13 protein-coding genes are annotated in these 16,161 nt (G+C 65.0%); 7 read left to right on the plus strand and 6 right to left on the minus strand.

The window, feature by feature from the left end; genetic code table 11:
• Positions 1–70: 70 nt before the first annotated feature.
• From OIU81_RS39745 to OIU81_RS39765, 5 genes are all read right to left on the minus strand, one after another.
• Positions 71–2,653 (minus strand): TniQ family protein, encoded by a 2,583-nt coding sequence (locus OIU81_RS39745; protein WP_329142860.1) that lies wholly within the window; start codon positions 2,651–2,653, stop codon positions 71–73.
• The gene (locus tag OIU81_RS39750) at positions 2,650–3,777 is read right to left on the minus strand and encodes an ATP-binding protein (RefSeq protein ID WP_329142858.1); all 1,128 of its coding nucleotides are present in this window, start codon (positions 3,775–3,777) and stop codon (positions 2,650–2,652) included. Before OIU81_RS39750 ends, OIU81_RS39745 begins: the two co-directional genes overlap by 4 nt.
• Positions 3,774–5,963: an integrase gene (locus tag OIU81_RS39755; RefSeq protein WP_329142857.1), complete on the minus strand. Its 2,190-nt coding sequence runs from the start codon at positions 5,961–5,963 to the stop codon at positions 3,774–3,776. The genes OIU81_RS39750 and OIU81_RS39755 overlap by 4 nt, the downstream gene beginning before the upstream one ends.
• Positions 5,960–6,604, minus strand: a complete 645-nt coding sequence (locus OIU81_RS39760) for a TnsA-like heteromeric transposase endonuclease subunit (protein ID WP_443073917.1) — start codon at positions 6,602–6,604, stop codon at positions 5,960–5,962. Before OIU81_RS39760 ends, OIU81_RS39755 begins: the two co-directional genes overlap by 4 nt.
• Positions 6,605–6,868: 264 nt before the next feature.
• A complete protein-coding gene (locus OIU81_RS39765; RefSeq protein WP_329142852.1) occupies positions 6,869–7,033 on the minus strand; it encodes a hypothetical protein in 165 nt (54 codons plus the stop codon).
• A 1,388-nt stretch (positions 7,034–8,421) separates the two neighbouring features.
• Here OIU81_RS39765 and OIU81_RS39770 point away from each other — a divergent pair.
• Both OIU81_RS39770 and OIU81_RS39775 read left to right on the plus strand, forming a co-directional pair.
• Positions 8,422–8,715 (plus strand): hypothetical protein, encoded by a 294-nt coding sequence (locus tag OIU81_RS39770; RefSeq protein ID WP_329142850.1) that lies wholly within the window; start codon positions 8,422–8,424, stop codon positions 8,713–8,715.
• A 99-nt stretch (positions 8,716–8,814) separates the two neighbouring features.
• The gene (locus OIU81_RS39775) at positions 8,815–9,297 is read left to right on the plus strand and encodes an SLOG family protein (RefSeq protein WP_329331949.1); all 483 of its coding nucleotides are present in this window, start codon (positions 8,815–8,817) and stop codon (positions 9,295–9,297) included.
• Between the two features lie 88 nt (positions 9,298–9,385).
• Here the strand turns inward: OIU81_RS39775 and OIU81_RS39780 are convergent, their stop codons facing one another.
• Positions 9,386–9,721, minus strand: a complete 336-nt coding sequence (locus OIU81_RS39780; RefSeq protein WP_329142846.1) for a histone-like nucleoid-structuring protein Lsr2 — start codon at positions 9,719–9,721, stop codon at positions 9,386–9,388.
• A 328-nt stretch (positions 9,722–10,049) separates the two neighbouring features.
• Between OIU81_RS39780 and istA the strand changes: the two genes are divergently transcribed.
• From istA to OIU81_RS39805, 5 genes are all read left to right on the plus strand, one after another.
• A complete protein-coding gene (gene istA / locus OIU81_RS39785; protein WP_329142531.1) occupies positions 10,050–11,582 on the plus strand; it encodes an IS21 family transposase in 1,533 nt (510 codons plus the stop codon).
• Positions 11,582–12,373 (plus strand): IS21-like element helper ATPase IstB, encoded by a 792-nt coding sequence (istB, locus tag OIU81_RS39790; RefSeq protein WP_329142532.1) that lies wholly within the window; start codon positions 11,582–11,584, stop codon positions 12,371–12,373. The genes istA and istB overlap by 1 nt, the downstream gene beginning before the upstream one ends.
• Positions 12,374–12,521: 148 nt before the next feature.
• Positions 12,522–14,375, plus strand: a complete 1,854-nt coding sequence (locus OIU81_RS39795) for a DHH family phosphoesterase (RefSeq protein WP_329142844.1) — start codon at positions 12,522–12,524, stop codon at positions 14,373–14,375.
• A 20-nt stretch (positions 14,376–14,395) separates the two neighbouring features.
• Positions 14,396–15,199 carry a CPBP family intramembrane glutamic endopeptidase gene (locus OIU81_RS39800; RefSeq protein ID WP_329142842.1) on the plus strand — a complete coding sequence of 268 codons (804 nt, stop codon included), beginning with the start codon at positions 14,396–14,398 and terminating at the stop codon, positions 15,197–15,199.
• Positions 15,200–15,381: 182 nt separating this feature from the next.
• Positions 15,382–15,774 carry a hypothetical protein gene (locus OIU81_RS39805; protein WP_329142840.1) on the plus strand — a complete coding sequence of 131 codons (393 nt, stop codon included), beginning with the start codon at positions 15,382–15,384 and terminating at the stop codon, positions 15,772–15,774.
• Positions 15,775–16,161: the final 387 nt, after the last annotated feature.

Here is a 16,161-nt window from a genome sequence, read left to right on the forward strand (position 1 = left end):
CCGGGTCAGATTGGCAACGCCGTTGTCAGCCCAGGCTTCTCAATCTTGGCGTTGAGCACCGCTCCGGCAATCACCGTGAGTGGTCTGAGGTCCTGCTCGAGCCGGTTGCGACCAGCGTTGCGGCGCTGTCGAAACGATCAAGGAGATCGCGAGCTTCGGTCAGGAATCTCACGCCCGTCGGAGTGGGAGACAGCGGGTCGGTTCGCTCGATCACGCTGAACCCCACGACGCTTTCAATGATCCTGAGCTGCCGGCGGAGGGTGACCTCGGGGACGCTGATTGCCGGTGCGGCAGCCGACAGGCCGGGGTGTCCGGGTATTTGGAGGAGGTTGCGTAGCCACGGCAGGCAGCTCCTCCTATTACTGAGGCGTCGCATTTCTGGCGAGAGCGCGACACCGAGGTGGGCGAAGGGGTTCGAACCGAGTCCGTTGGAACGTCGCGGGATGTCCCAAATCCGCAGGAAGCGCGACACGGTGTCTTGATGGAGGCCGAGTTCGTGCGCGATATCAAGACAGCCGCGTCCTTTCATGGCGTACTCCCCTTCCAGCCAATCTCTGGTAACCATGCCCGGCAGGAGGGGAGGAACTCCGCGCCCTGAGCTAGGGATCTTGGCCTCGACGAGTGCTCGACGAACGGTGCGAGAGCTGCACCCCGCGAGCTGCGCGATATCGACGACAGAGAGTCGCTGTTCCTGGTAGAGCCGTTGCAGTTCTCGTGGCGAGAGAACGTCTTGGCGCGGAATGTTGCGGCCCGGAACGCTGGGACGCGGCGGGGGATCGGGCGCTGTCCCACCGATATCAGCCATTTCAAGGTGCAAGAGGACGTGGTCCTCGCTGATGTCCAGGTGTCTCGCAACCTCCGCCAGCGGGCGGCCCGCGATCAGCATCTCGGCGAGTGCGGAGTGGTCGATCTTTTCGGGATCTTCTCCGGGCCATGCAATTCTTTCGAGCCAGGTGGCCGGCGGTTGCCAAAGCACGGGTTCTTCAATTTGGTGAGCCTGGAGGTTCTTTACTGCCTGCTGGAAGAGGAATCCTTTGAGCTCTGTGGTGATCTGGTGCGAGAGGTTCGTGTTCCAGGTCGGGGTCCGGGATGAGCTGCCAGGGTCTGCTCCGAGGAGAATCTTGAGAAGGTGCCACCGGAGTCTCTTGATCTGCGTCGGTCCGCTCCGAAGGCCGCGACGGCGGCAGTACCCATGGAAGGCGTCCAGGTCGAATCTGATAGTGGCCTCGGAGAAGATGGTCCGCCGACGGCGATAGTCGATGGGAACTGGATGAGCGTCAATAGCGCGAGCTAACTCGGCCAAGAGTGCGGCAAGTTCATCGGGGCGCTGCTTTTCGAGTGCTGCGTCGAGAGCATTCCTGTTGTCGGATGTGTGCGGATTGCCCAGAAGTTCAGCGGCTCTAGGATAGTCCCAGAATGTTCCAGGCGTAAGGAGCAGAGTCGCGCATGCTCGGCGGAGTCCGGACAACCTGAATAGGGGTTCGGGCAGGCGAGGCAACATCCGGATTGTCCAAGAGGGCCAGAGCATCGCCGGCAGTCGGGCCGCTCGACGTCGTACGTCTTCGTCGGCGAGGGTCGGCCAGGTCGGACCACTCGTGGTCGTGCCGAAACGCAGGCGCGCAGTCCAGGTCAGTTCGTTGGACACGGCGGTCAGAGCACGAGACATCACGCGGGGTCCGGCTGGAACCCAGTCAACGAGCCAGGATGTCGGATAAGTATTCTTCCGCCTCGAACGTTGGGCCTCCATCAACCAAGCAAAGACTGCATCACTGTCATCCCGGTCCTGGAGCACTGCAATCCTGGCGATGGTGGTGCCAACTGCCACGCCGTGAGCGTTCACTCCGCTCTCTCGATTCGCTAGTTTAGGCAGATCACCACCGAGTTCCGCGAGGACTTCATGGACAACGGAAGGCGCTGTGGACAGCCTGTCGTTGATCCCGCGCAATGCCGACCGGCCGAGGACGGCCAGTTCGCGACCATGCAGCAAGGAGTCGTCCAGAGAATCACCGATTTGCAAGAATTTGGAGGTGGCGTCTTGCTGGGCATTGAGGACCAATGAGTCTGCAGAGAGGACAGGGGTAGCCGCGTGCGGCAGGAAGAACTCGCAGGGGGCGGCGCCGGCAGTGCCCGTTCCGTAGAGGCAGACTCCCGCAGGAGAGTTCCGCAGGTGCTGTCGCCCATGAACCACGGGCGGTTGTCCGCATTCTGGGCAGCAATCGAGCAACAGCATTCCGTGCCGGGTGCAGGCAAATGACCACGGCAGTCGCCATGAAATCTGCCAACGTCCGGCGCTTTCGTCGAGACAACCGGGGCAGAAGCGGCTGGTATTGCCGGTGTGCCGCCAGTTCGGTGGGCGGCTCAGACGGCGCGTCGGACGGTCGATGTTCACCGCCACTCCGTCCCAGGGTTCGAGCGTCATCGGCGTCAGTTCCTCCGAGGCGAGCCCCGTGCGTTCGGAAAGTACCTGCCGTTCGCGGTCTGTCAGATACCGGACCATGTGGTTGGGACGGGCTCTGTGCAGACCAATGAAGCTCAGGAACTGCGGCACGCCCGTCCGCAGGCGGCGGGCGTATGCCGCCAGCCAGCTGTCGAGGGACTCCCCCTCAACCGGGGGAACCCAGAGAGGAATGCGGTCATCCGTCCATTCCGTCATGCCGATTTCCTGCCGGGTGATGCGGGATGACTGGTCAGCAGGCCGGCCTCGATGGCGGCTTCGAGTTCCTCACGGGCTTCCTCGGCAGCGACGTCGTTCTTCACCTGGTCCATGAGGTCCTTGTCGAGGCGCTCATGGCCGCAGCGGATGGCGCGGAGGCAGCCGCGGTTGATCAGTGCCATGAGGGAGGCAAAGTGGCCGGTGGAGCGAGAGTAGAGATAGTCGGAAAGTTCCTGGGCGAGCATCCCTGGGTATTTCTCCGCCAGGACGAGCTTCTTCTCGATCGTCTTCAGCAGGACCTGCCACTGCCGACGTCCCTCCTCGTTCTCGATCTGGAAAGGGAGCAATGTCAGTGGAGTGGTGCGGCGTCCGAACTGGGCGAGTTCGTTCTTCTTGCCGGAGAATCCCTCGCTGAGGATGCCGCGCTGCTGGACCCCGACGCCGACATAGATGAGGGTGACAGGGAAGACGTTTGCCAGGTACTTCAACTGGTTGGACATGCGAACCGAGTTGGTTTTCGCTCCGGCCAGGAAGTGGATGTCGTCGATGATGAAAACGGCGGTTCTCATGGACAACACCGCGTCCACAGCCCGCTCGGCCAGGGTGTCGGCGTCCCCCGTGACCGGCAGTCCGTAGAAGCGGCAGATCGCGGCGTTCAGGCCGCGGATCTGTGTGTTCCCACTCAGTGCGATGTAGATGATGGGGACCCTGCGGTCTCCGCTAGGGGTGGTTTCCCCGCGCAAGGTGATCTGTTCACGGAATAGCTTCCGGCCGTAGGCGCGGACTGCGGTGCTCTTTCCGAGTCCTGGGTAGGAATCCAGCAGTGCTGCCGGTTTCGTCTTATCCCCGTCCTGCCGGTTCGAATCGACAATCTCGTCCAGCTCATCGTGTAGTTGGAGGAGTTGCGGGGTTTCAATCGGGCCGATGTTGGCATGCCAGACCGCCCGGCTGTCGTTATGCATTAAGAGCGCTCGCGGCGAGAGGTCAGCCAGTTGCGCTCTGGTGTGCTGTTCCGGTCGGATCCGGTCCGGCCCGTTGACCTCCTGAAGCCAGCCCGGAAGCCGGGTGGGACTGTACTGGCGGTCGTCGCCTTCGAACGGCTCGACGCCGTCCGGCGCTTTCAACGGCTGTCCCAGATATCGGCGTAGTAGTCGTCCTCATCGATGAGAGCGGATTCGTCGCCCGGGAAGGCTGCCTCGCATTCCTCATCCTCGTCGTCGTCCCCGCCGAGTTCGTTGTCCTCAGTTCCGACGATGACAAGGCCGGGCTCGGCGGGCTCGGCTTCTGCTGGGTCTTGTTCGGATGGACTCAGGGCGGCAATGCGTCGGACCGATGGCAGCGAGGCGACCTCGTCCTCTGCCTCCCGTGGTTCGTCGGCCTCTCCCACCAGCTGTAGCCGTTCCTGGGAGAGACGGAGGGCCATGCGTCGCTCAGTGCGATCCGCGGCCAATCCGGCGCCCCACCGTTCGAGGAGTTCGACCAACGCGCGTTTGGTGTCGGGGAACCGGTGCGTCTTCTTCGCAATCCGGCGAGCGTAGACCAGCGCCTCTCTGCTGAACGGTCCATTCAGGGCGGCCGCGTGTTCCCAGTCGAGCGTATGCCATGTCCGAAGGTCTGGGTCCTGGAAATACACCTTGCGCATATCGCCGCGGTCCACCGCGATCGGCCACTTGCCCGCGTCCACTCCGCGATAGGGGCTGGGCTGGTTGCGGTAGTTGTTCAGCGCATCCCCGTTGTAGCGCATCCCTTCGATCTCGACGCCGTAGTGGTGGATCGGGACGCGTTCCTCCTCCAGGAACTCCAGAGCCATATTGGGGCGGGCCGGGATCCGCAGTGGTCCCGCCCGGGTGACTCCGTGCTCGAACATGTCCAGCGGACTGAGCTGAAGCCCAGGGACCTCCGGAATCCGCAGGCCGCGGTGGCGGCGCCGGTGATAGATCAGAGTGATCCATTCACGGATGATCGCTTCGAGTTCGTCGATGAAGAAGAATGCCTCGTCCTCGACCTTCTCGCCGCGGCTGTGCACGTCCGAGCCCTTGTAGCCGGGCAGCGCGGCCAGCACTCCCTGGTTGAGGGTTCGGAACCAGCGTTCGACCGGCTTGTCGGTCGGTGTCTTCGGCCGGGCCGGCTGCAGAGAGATGTCCAGCTTCGCGCAGACGCTCTCGATGTGGTTCGACAGGTAGACCTTGCCGTGGTCATAGATGATCGTCTCGGCCGCGACCGTGGGCAGCAGCGGCTGCCCGTCCCGGTCGACGAGCTTGTCCGCATCGACCACGACGGTGGACGGCACTCCGCAATACGGCAGCGGCTCGCTCCCGTCCCCCGGAACGTCTTGTGGCCGGACCGTCTCGAACAACACCCCAGCCACGTCCGTTGACTTCGTCGACACCGGGGTGAGGCGGAGCCCGGTGATGCACCGGCTATAGAGATCCATCGCGACCGTGAGCTCACACCGCACCCACCGGCAGGTCACCGGTTCCATCGCGAAGACGTCCAGGCAGTTGGTGTCCAGCACCACATACTCGCCCGGTCGTGTCGCGCGCAGCCGACCGTAGGTCCCCTTCGGGGCGTCCGCGATCGACCTCTTCCCCTTCGTGCTGCCCTCGAAGGCGTTCGTTCCCTTGGTAAGCACTCGAAGTGCCTCATAGCCCGTCGTGCGGGCCGGAAACGGGACCGTGCCATCCCCATACTTCTTGGCCAGACGCTCTTCGATCTCGATCAGGATCAGACTCCGCACCGGCCGGGATGACTTCTCGTGGCCTTTCAAAACTGACCGGGTCATCTCCAGCCACCGAGGGTCGACCTTGTCAAGCACGCTCTTTTGAGGGCGGTCGCGAACCAGGCCGGCCGGGCCGGAGCTATTCACTTGCCGTACCCAGTTGCGGATCGTGGTTTCGGAAACTCCCAGTTCTGCCGCCTTGGCCGCGTACCGGTGCATTTTCGGTGTTCCGGGCGCGTAGTCGGGTCGTGGCTCGCCCGCCAGAGCCAGTTCCTCGCTGCCGAGTTGATAGCCGGTGCGGACCTCCTGGACATGGCGAAACTGCCGGGTCAGCTCATCGTCCTCTTTGTCGCTGAGACCGCTCAGGGCAGCCGCATCAGCTGATTCACCTTGCGGGGCCGGAGTGAGGATCTCGGTGGTGGGATGCGCCAACAGCACAGAGATATCAACCTGCCGCCACTGCGGGACACCGACGACAGAGACTGCCGGCTGGAGAAGAATCCGGCGACCCTCAATTTCGGCGACCGTGAATTGTTCACCGTCGAAGCTGATCGGCAACCCTGGCCTCAAGGGCGTCGTCCACGTGCTCATACGCACCTGCGCAGCACCGACTCACCCGACAACGGACGCGACAGGTCCGTCGTCAACCGTCCCGACCACAACAGAGCCATGAACGCTGGCCTCGCCTCCTCGGCGGGCCGCCCATTGGCCAACTGGCGCTCAGCCAAGGCCAGTTTTTCGCCGTCGGTCACCTGCTGCCATGCCTGCTCTGTTTCCGTTGCGGACACCACACCGGGACGCCGGTAGGCAGCGAGGAACCGCACGTTCTCCAGCAGCACCCGATCCGCTCCGGACCAGATTTCGTAGTCCCAGCCATGCTGCCGGAACAGCTCGCCAGGCCACGCAAGAGCCTCCACGATCTTCGGATCCTTCAAGCGGCTCGCTGGCTTGACATTCACCACCCGCACGGTCCCCGAACGCATGACCAGCAGAAAGTCCGGCACGTGGTGGCGAGTCCGGTCGCCGACCCGGGCCGCCAGGCGGCACGGCTGAGCAAAGATCCCCCGCACTTCCGGATCGAAGTCCGCCAGCAGCAATCGGGCGAGCTCCAGGCGGCTTTCGTACACCACGTGCCCACCCGTCGTTGCAGACGAGTACTTGCCCGAGTAGTGGGCCATCCCGTGGACGGAGCGAACAGCCCGCCACGGCTGGGACTCCGCAAAATCGGTCAACCTGAGTTGTCGGATCGGGACTTCGCGTACCGATCCATCGACGTACCGGATCGAGGTCGAAGGGACTTTTCGTGTACGACGGGTACCGCCCGCTCTCCGTACTGCCATGCTTGAGACGGTACGGAGAGCGGGCGTTGCAGACTCAGCGGAGATCGAAAGAGGCCCAGAGAGGACCGCTACTGAACGTAGCCATTGTCAAAGGAACCGCGGATTTGCCAATCCGATGTCAATGAAACACCTTCATTGTCAATGATCATGCGGATCCTAGAACAGCAGGCTGTCCGTCAGCCCTTCCGCCGCCTGATCGTCGAGCCCTGAAACAGCAGTGATCAGCTCCACGAGCTGCCCGTACGTCCCCTCCGGCGTAATCGTCGGCAGAAGCGTCTTCGACGGGATCATCAAGTCCTCCAGAAGCAGGTTGAGTGGCACCTTCACTCTTCAGGCTTGGCGCGGACCCACGCCGGCAATAAATCTCGAAATAGTGATGCACGTCACACTGTCCGCCGGGCTGCGGAACTGCGCCCGCGAGGGCATTCCTCAGGCTCCGCCAACGGGTTGCGCCGGGGCGGTGAGGGGGATGCGTCGGTGGCCCCGAAGGACCGTGGGGTAGAGGAACAGCGGAGGCCCTTGCTGCGGAAGCAGCCCCCGGAGGAAGACGACAACGGCCCGATGACGCTGGAGCTGCTCGCTGTGCGCGATGGGCAGTTGGTCGCAGCAGTCGGGCCTCTCTTCTTCTGATGCGTCCACGAAGGAACACCCCGGGCTCGCCGCGCAAGCGCGAAAAGGAGCACAGCCCGGGGCCGGAACGTGCGTCGTCGGCACAGTGCAGAACGCCCGCCTCGGACGCGGTGCATAAAGTGCTGGCACGCTGCCGCGGCAGCACCGGAGCGAGGTGAATCCACGTCGGTGCAGCCAGCACAACGCGACGGGGCGAGGCCGGCTGCCGCCGCCGCAGCGAGCGGTGGAGCAGAGCGTTATCCACAGCCGGAGCGACGGTGTCGCGAGAGGACGGATCCGCTGCGCGGCGAAGGCTGTGCCGCCGACGGCAGCAGGGTGATGAACCGGGGCTGCGCCCCGTCAGGAGCAGACCCGTACCCCCGCCTCGCTCGTGCCTCACGAGGACGGATCAGCATGGGGGTACGGCCGTATCACGGACGTCGAAACAGCAGTACACCCAAAAGGTGCGATGACCAGGCGAAACAGCCAGACCCGTACCCCCGCTACGCGGAAGAAGGGGAGGGGTACGGGTCAAGAAGGTACGGACCGTTTCCCCTGATGTTCCAGACTTCCGCTAACGCTCCAGCCGTGGAACAGCGAGGACGACGACAAGGAAGCAAAAGGGCATAAGGGAACCTGATAACACGTGTCCTGCGGACCCTCGCTACGCTCGGCCTCTCCGCTGCGCTCCGAGGACGTGTTAGTCGGCATAGCCGACGGGTTCCACAGCTCGCTCCGCTCGCCGGCCCGTCGGTCGCTGGCGCTCCCTCCGGCTATGCCCAGCGCTGCGCTTGAGAGACGAACCCCACCACTGCCCCGCTGTGGTTGTCCACAGATGCGGACAGCAGCAAAGGGTGCAGCAGTGGTGGATCACTGGCGCTGCGCGCCTGGCTCAGGTGAGAAGTGACGCCCCGTGCGACGGCTCGCTACGCGACCCATCCAGGAGCAGATCACGCCAGCGAGATCTTCCGGGTCGTCAGCCAGCAAAGCTGGCACGGGCGCTCTGCCGAACATCGAGATCACACGGACCCGGTGGGTCCGCACTCGATGGTCGCCACCCGCACCCGAGACCACGAAGAGGCATCGCCATGACGCGGTCCATGCCTGAACTCTCGCCCTACGACACCGGATCCCGCTGCGAGCCGAAGTTCTGGCAACCGAACAGTGAAGCCGTCGCCGAGGTGATGCGCTCCGGCGAAGCCGAGGACATCGGCAATGTCGACTTCACCACCGACGAGGACAGCACGATCGTCACCGTGCACGTCTCCCGCAGTGAGGACGGGATGTACACCGTCCACCTCATGCCGATGTGTGACGACGATCAGATCCGCGTCGAGCTCCACCGTGAGAAGGACCTGGCCATCATCGAGCCCGGTACCGGCCGGCCGGTATGAGCCAGCGACATGCAGGCCGCCGCGCCTGCCCAGACATCATGGCCACAGCTCTCGACTCCAGCTGCGGAGACCGCCGAGTCACAAGGAGAGGAGACTCGAATGATTGCTGAAATGATTCCAGAATCGTTCTCGCACGTCGTCCTCGTCACCGGTTCCCGCAGCTGGAACGACGAGCAGAGCATGCGCTCGGCGTTCAACGACGCCTGGCGCGACTGGGGAGCAGAGAACGTCACCCGGCCGGTACTCATCTCGGGGCATTGCCCCGAGGGTGCCGACGCCATGGCCGAGCGCCTGTGGCGGGCCGCCGGCTTCGAGATCCGCACCTTCCCCGCCGCCTGGTCGGCTCATGGGAAGCAGGCCGGTTTTCAGCGCAACCAGGAGATGGTCGACGCCGCCCAGGTGCGGTGCACGGCCTTCCTCGACCTCTGCCAGAAGCCTGGGTGCCCGCAGCGAGGCCGGGAGCAGCTCATGCCGCATACGCCGGGGCACTTCTCGCACGGCACCATCCACTGCAGGTCTCGCGCGCGAGCCGCAGGGATCGTGACGGCCAACGTGATCCATCCGTCGCTGCCGCCGTTCTGAAGGTGAACGAAGGGCCCTGCAGCGTGTCTGCAGGGCCCTTCAGGAGCAGATGGGAGGAGTCGGCCGGGAGGCAACACCAGGGTCAGCGCTACTTGCTCCGATCGATGCCGTGCGCCTCGTCGTAGGCATTCATGACTGCCTTCGGGATGCGCCCCCGGTCCGCGAACTCGTGGCCCTCCTTCTTGGCCCACTCGCGGATCTTGTCGCGCTCCTCGGCAGTCGTCTCGGGCACGACTCGCTTCTTGGGTACCGGCTGCCCGGCTTTCCGGCTGACCTTCAGGTACGGCTTCAGCGCTTCCTCAAGCTTCTTCTGCTCGTCAGCGGTGAGATCGATTTCGTACCAGGTGTCACCCAAGCCGAACATCTGTGTAGCCGCATCCGGCTTACCACTGAGATCTGACTCGACAATGCTTCGAATGGCCATACCGGCGAGAGTAGCCGATGCGCAAGGACCTTGGAAGGCCTGTCGCGGTCATTCGAGATAAGTGTGCCATTGAGGCCCGAATAAGACTCAGAATTACTGCTAAATGAGCAGGGGGTGTGAATGTCGCTGCTAAAATCACAGTATCGACAAAGGGGTCTCGTACCCCTTCTCCACCGACTGACGGCGGTCTTCGTAAGCTCCACGCTGGCGGCCATCTACGGCGCAATCTATGGCCACGGTTTTCCCCACGTACGGCATGGGGTCCCCGGGTACGGCCAGATTTCTCCCCGCTCGCTTTGAGTAATCCCGCTCGACGACGCTGGAGCGGGTGAAGAACAGCGAGGAAATCATGGAGATCCTGGAGGCTTACGACCTCACGGGGAGTTACCGCGCCGCGGCCGAGCTGGCCGGGTGCGACCACCACACGGTGGCCCGATATGTGAAGATGCGGGCGGCTGGGCAGCAGCCGGACAAGCGCCGGCACCGGGCCCGGCAGATCGACGACTATCTGCCGAAGATCGAGGAACTGGTGGTTCGCTCGCAGGGCAAGATCCGCGCGGACGTGGTCCACAAGAGGATCACCGCGATGGGCTTCACCGGCGGGGAACGCACCACCCGCCGCACCGTCGCCGAGGCGAAAGCCCAGTTCAGGGCCGGTAGGCGGCGGGTCTATCGGCCGTGGGTGACCGAGCCGGGGCTCTGGCTCCAATACGATTTCGGCGACGGCCCGGTGATCAACGGACGCAAGACGACGCTGTTCTGCGCCTGGCTCGCGTGGTCGAGGTTCCGCGTCGTGATTCCGATCTGGGACAAGACGCTGCCGACGATCACCGCGTGTCTGGACACGACGTTCCGCCGGATCGGCGGCATCCCGGCCTACGTGCTCACCGACAACGAGAAGACCGTCACCACCGATCACGTCGCCGGGATCGCGGTCCGTAACCCGGAGATCGTCGAGGTCGCGAGGCACTACGGCACGACGATACGTACTTGCCTGCCCGCGGATCCGGAGACCAAGGGCGGCTCGGAGTCCACGGTGAAGATCGCGAAGGCCGATCTCGTGCCGAAGGACGTGAATCTGCGCGAGCAGTACAAGAGCTTCGGTGACCTGGAGGCGGCTTGCCGGCAGTTCTGCGAGGAGGTCAACTCCCGTATTCACAAGGCGACTCGACGCAAGTCCGTCGAGCGGCTCGCGGAGGAAGCCCACCGGCTGCACCCGCTGCCGAAGAGTCCGTTCACCGCGGCATTCGGCACCACCCGCCGGGTCTGCTGGGACGCGACGATCTCGGTCGAGGCGGTCCGCTACTCGGTCCCGCACGAACTGATCGACACCCGGGTCTGGGCCCGCTTCCACGGCGACGAGCTGATCGTCACCGCCGCCGACGAGACCGGCTCGGCCCGTGAGGTCGCCCGCCACCAGCGGGGCGAGCCCGGCAGCCCTGTCTTGGACGACGCCCACTACCCGCCCCGCGAAAACAAGGAATCCGACCGCACCCCGCGGGCCACGAGCGCGGAGGAGGCCGCGTTCCTCGCCCTCGGCCCCGGGGCGGCGTCCTGGCTGATCGAAGCAGCCGCGACCGGCGTCCGCCGGATCAAGGCGAAGATGGCCGAGGCCGTCGCCCTGGCGAAACTCCACTCCGCGGCGGAAGTCGACCGCGCGCTCGGCACTGCCGCGGTCACCGGACGGTTCGCCGACAAGGACCTGCTGTCCATCCTCGACTACCAGGCCGTCCACGGCCCCACCGAGCCGCACCGCCGCAGCGAGGACCACTCCCTGCAGCCCGGCACCGGCGCCTGGTCCACGTTCGGCCTGTCCGCCACTTCTGATCTTCCCGAGTACGACGAAAGCGATCTCGCCTGATGGCCACCCCTCTTCGCACCGTTCCCGGCACCAACGGCGACCCCCTCGCCGAGGCCATCGAGCTCACCAGGCGGCTCAAACTCCCGCACATCCGCCGGTCGTTGACCGACATCATCCCCACCGCGAAGGCCCAGAGGTGGGACCCGGCCGAGGTCGTCCGCGTCCTTCTCGCCGAGGAGGCCGCCGGACGAGACCGCGCCAACCTGCACACCCGCCGCAAGCGGGCCGGCTTCCCCACCGGCAAGACCTTCGGCGACTGGGACGAGGGCAAGTCCTCGATCCCCAGGGCGACCCAGGACGCGCTCAAGACCCTCGAATGGGTCGGCCGCCGGGAGTCGTTTTGTATTTGTGGACCAAGCGGCACGGGCAAGAGCCACTTCACCGAGGCTCTTGGGCAGACCGCGGTCGAGGCCGGCCTGGCCGTCTCATGGTTCACGATCGAGGACCTCGGCTCGCTGGTCCGCCGTCACCGCGCGGACGACTCGATAGCAAGGGCCCTGGCACGGATCATCCGTTCGGATTTGATCATCGTGGACGACATCGGGCTCCTGCCCGTCTCCGAGGACGCCGCCGAGGGCTTCTACCGACTGGTCGATGCCGCATATGAGCGACGCTCGATCGCGGTGTCAAGCAACCTTCATCCGTCTGGCTTCGACGAGATCATGCCCAAGACCTTGGCCACAGCGACTGTCGATCGTCTTCTGCACCACGCTCATGTCGTGGTCACGCAGGGTGATTCGTTCCGGCTTACCGAGGCCACCACCGGGAAGGGAGTGAAGCCCTTCAGCTGATCCACACCGACCCAAAGGCGGGGAGATTATCTGGCCGCAGGCGGGGCGATCATGCCGTCCACCTGCGGGGATGTCTCAAGGCCGCCAGCGGGGCGCCACAGAAGGCCATTGACAACCGACCAACAACCCAGATCGAGAGGTCCCCACCATGTCCACGCTCCATACCGTCGATGACCATTCGCTCACCGACGAGGACACCGACCTCTTCGAGCTGCTGTGCCAGCGCCGGGGGTGGTCGGATCAGTACCTGAAGGAGATCGAGTCCACCGAGCATGACGAGCTCCTGGCCCTGGCCGAGATGGTCGAGGCCCTTGCGGACGCCCGGGCAACGGGCAAGAAGATCACCATTGCCCCCGACTTCGACATGGACGGCATCTCCTCCGGGGTCCTCGGCTACGCCGGTCTGTCCGAGCTCGGCTTCGACGTCGAGCTGCACCTGCCCGACTACCGCCGCGGTCACGAGCTCGCGTCCGAGGACATCGCCGAGATACACGCGAAGTGGCCCGACACCCGGGTCCTGCTCACCTGCGACGGGGGAGTGAACTCACACCGCGGTATCGCCGCCGCGCGTGCCCTGGGCTGGATGACGCTGGTGACCGATCACCACGAGGAGCTCGCGCCGGGCTCGACCGCCGACATCACCGTCGACCCGTGCCGGATCGACGAGACCTACGCCCACACCGGGATCTGCGGTGCCCACGTGCTCTACCAGATGATCGAGGCCTACACCCGCGTGCACCGGCCCGAGAAGCTCTGGGAGATCCACCTGCTGCGCCTGTTCGCCGGCCTGGGCACCGTCTCCGACGTCATGCCCGTGCTGTACGAGAACCGCCAGCTGGTGCGCGACGCCGTCTCGATCGCCCGCCTGCTGCGCGTCGCCGCGCCGAAGACAATCCCCAATCCCTGGGGTGGGTTCGACGCTGACCCCGATGCCATCGACATCGAGCAGTCGATCCTGATGCAGCTACTGCGCACCGAGCCGCACCACCCGGTCTTCCTCAGGGCCTTCGAGGGCTTCGCGATCGTACTCAAGGCCTTCACGCAGATCGGCAAGATCCGCGACGTCGACGACCTCGACGAGGGCTTCTTCGGCTTCTACCTCGCCCCGGCGATGAACAGCCCGCGCCGCACGGGAGCCTCGCTTGAGCCGTGCTTCGCGGTGTTCACGGCCGCCGGTGCTGACGAGAAGCTCAAGGTCGCCCACCGGGTGATCGAGAGCAACGAGCTGCGCAAGCGGCTGGTCATCGAACACATGGAAGAACTCACCACCGGGGACCAGCCGTTGGCCCCGTGGGTGTACTTCTCGGACACCTACCCGGGCATGTACGGGCTGCTGGCCAACCGGATGATGGAGCTCAACGGCCACCCGGTCGTCGTCATCAACCGTCCCGCCGGCCCCGACGATTTCGTCAGTGGCTCCGGTCGCGCGCCGGGCTGGTTCGACATCATCACCAGCCTGGAACCGCACGACGGTCTCAGCGCCATCGGACACCAGCAGGCCTGTGGCGTCCGCGTCGCGAAAGCCGAGAAGCTGGGCGACCTCGTCGCCGTGCTGCAGGAAGCCACCCAGGTCGCCCTGCTCGCCGTCAGCAGCGATGGCCCGAACGGTGATCTCGTGCTCGGCCCGGACGCCGACTGCGACGCCGACCTCGAGGACCTGCAGCCGCTGTTCGAGCTGGTGCGCCGGACCGAGGGACTCAAGCCCTTCGGGCACGGCTTCACCGCTCCGGTCGTCGAGATCGCGATCGAGCCCCTGGGCCTGCGCGTTGACCGGATCGGATCCGAATCGCAGCACCTGCGCCTGGTCACCCGGTCCGGCCTGTCCTGCCTGTGGTGGAACGTCGCCGAGGAGAAGTTCGACATGCTCCGGGGCTTCGTGCAGCGCGCCAGCCGCACCGAACTCGGCACGCTGCGCTTCACGGCGACGCTGCAGCTGAACACCTTCCGCGGTGACACCCGCGTCCAGGCCGTCATCAACGAGCAGATCACCACAGCTGATTGAGATCCACGAAGGAGGAGACCTTGACGACGTCACTGATCACCTCGCATCTACTCAGCATCGGGTGGTGCGTCCTCGTGCCGTTCGCCGCCGTCGCGGTCTGCCTCGGTCTCGGCACCGTCGCAGTCCTCCTCGTCGGAGAGCCGATCGTTGCGACCGCCGTCCTGGACATGCTCGTCGTCGTCCTGGTCGGTTCGATGAGGATCCAGTGGCCCCGGTGGCTCGCGCATGCGCCGGCCCCGCGGTCGAGGCCGGAGATCCCACGCTTCGGGTGGACCGTCCTCGGCTGCGCGGTCCTGGCCTTCCTCGCCGGCCAGTCGCTGGCCTTGTGGATCTACGTCACGGCCGGGTCCGCCGGCTTCGACGCCTCGAACCAGACCAGGCACGCGGCTGGTGCCCTGGCGGCCCTGCTGCTCACCCTGGTCGCGGCTCCCGCGGGGGAGGAGGCCCTGTTCCGAGGGCTGATCTACCCGTTGCTGCGCAAGCGGGTGGGCATCCTCGTCTCCACGCTGGTCACCGCCGTGGTGTTCGGCCTGCTGCACGGCAGCGCCGTGCAGTTCGCCTCGACTCTGCCGCTGGCGGTGCTCCTGGCCCTGATCTACGAACGCACGCGCGTGCTGTGGCCCTGCGTGGTCCTGCACCTGGGCTTCAACCTCGCTGCCGCCCTTGTCCCAGCACAGGCGCTCGGCGCTCTGGCAAACCCCGTCTCCGCGGTGTTCCTGTGCCTGGCCTTCGCTGGTTGTGCCTTGGGGCTCTACCGGCGGGTCGCCGGCGGGACTGCGCCAGGCGCAGTCCAGGGCGCGGGAGGCGAGTCCGCGATGCAGTGATCGAGGTCCTCAGCCTCTTCTGAAAAACGATGGTGCCCTCCCTGCGGGACCTGGCGGCCTTTCAGCCGCCGGTTCCTCGTGCGGAGGGCATGCTCGTGGTGACCGGGGTGATCCGGTCACCGGGGGGTGCGACTGAAAGTCACTACTCAGTCATACTCATCAGGAGAGGAGAGGATCTCATCATGGCTATCGTCAGTACCTGCACGTACGACTCCCGAGGAAAGCTCGTCTGTCCCGACACGCTCGACATCAGCCGTGCGAAGATCCGTCTGGACCTCGACACTGGTGAGAAGCCCACCTTCGATCGCGGTCACACGCACGTCTTCGTCGTCTCCGACATGGGCGTCACGGCCGAACAGGCCTGTGAGCGCGTGAACTCGAGGCTGCGCCGGTTCTTCGATCGCGCTGAGGCCGTTCGCGGATTCCGCAAGATCACGATGAAGAAGAGCCAGAGCAAGAACCGGCTCAACCTCAACACCACGATTTCCTACGAGATCCTCTACGTCGTCGAAGCAGACGAGCGATCCCGTAGCCGCGGTCCCGAGTCCCCCAATGCTGGATACCAGCGAGACTGAAGCACGGTCACCCCTGGGTGATTCGCGCCATCGACGCCTCGCATTCATCAGCACATGCAAAGAGGCCGGAGAGCTCCCTTCCCACGGGGATGCTCTCCGGCCTCTCTGTTTCCACGTTCCAGTGCAACATCGATCACCTGGCGTCAACGATAGCAGCTGTTGTGGATCGCTCGCAATGAGCGGCGAATGCCAGTCCAATGCCCTCTCGCTTCCAGTGGAGCCTCGTGGGTGAGCGACGTGGACAGAGGTCTGACTCGCGCTCGGAGGGTGCTTCAGGAGCTTTCTGTGAGCCGCGGGACGCCGAGGGCGTTCCATGTGGCTTCCGGTCCCGCTGAGACTCGGCCGAGCCGCCGGGGAGCCGCACGGCGGCTCGCTGCGGAAGCCCGC

This window comes from Streptomyces sp. NBC_01454, from assembly GCF_036227565.1.
Classification (GTDB): Bacteria; Actinomycetota; Actinomycetes; order Streptomycetales; family Streptomycetaceae; genus Streptomyces.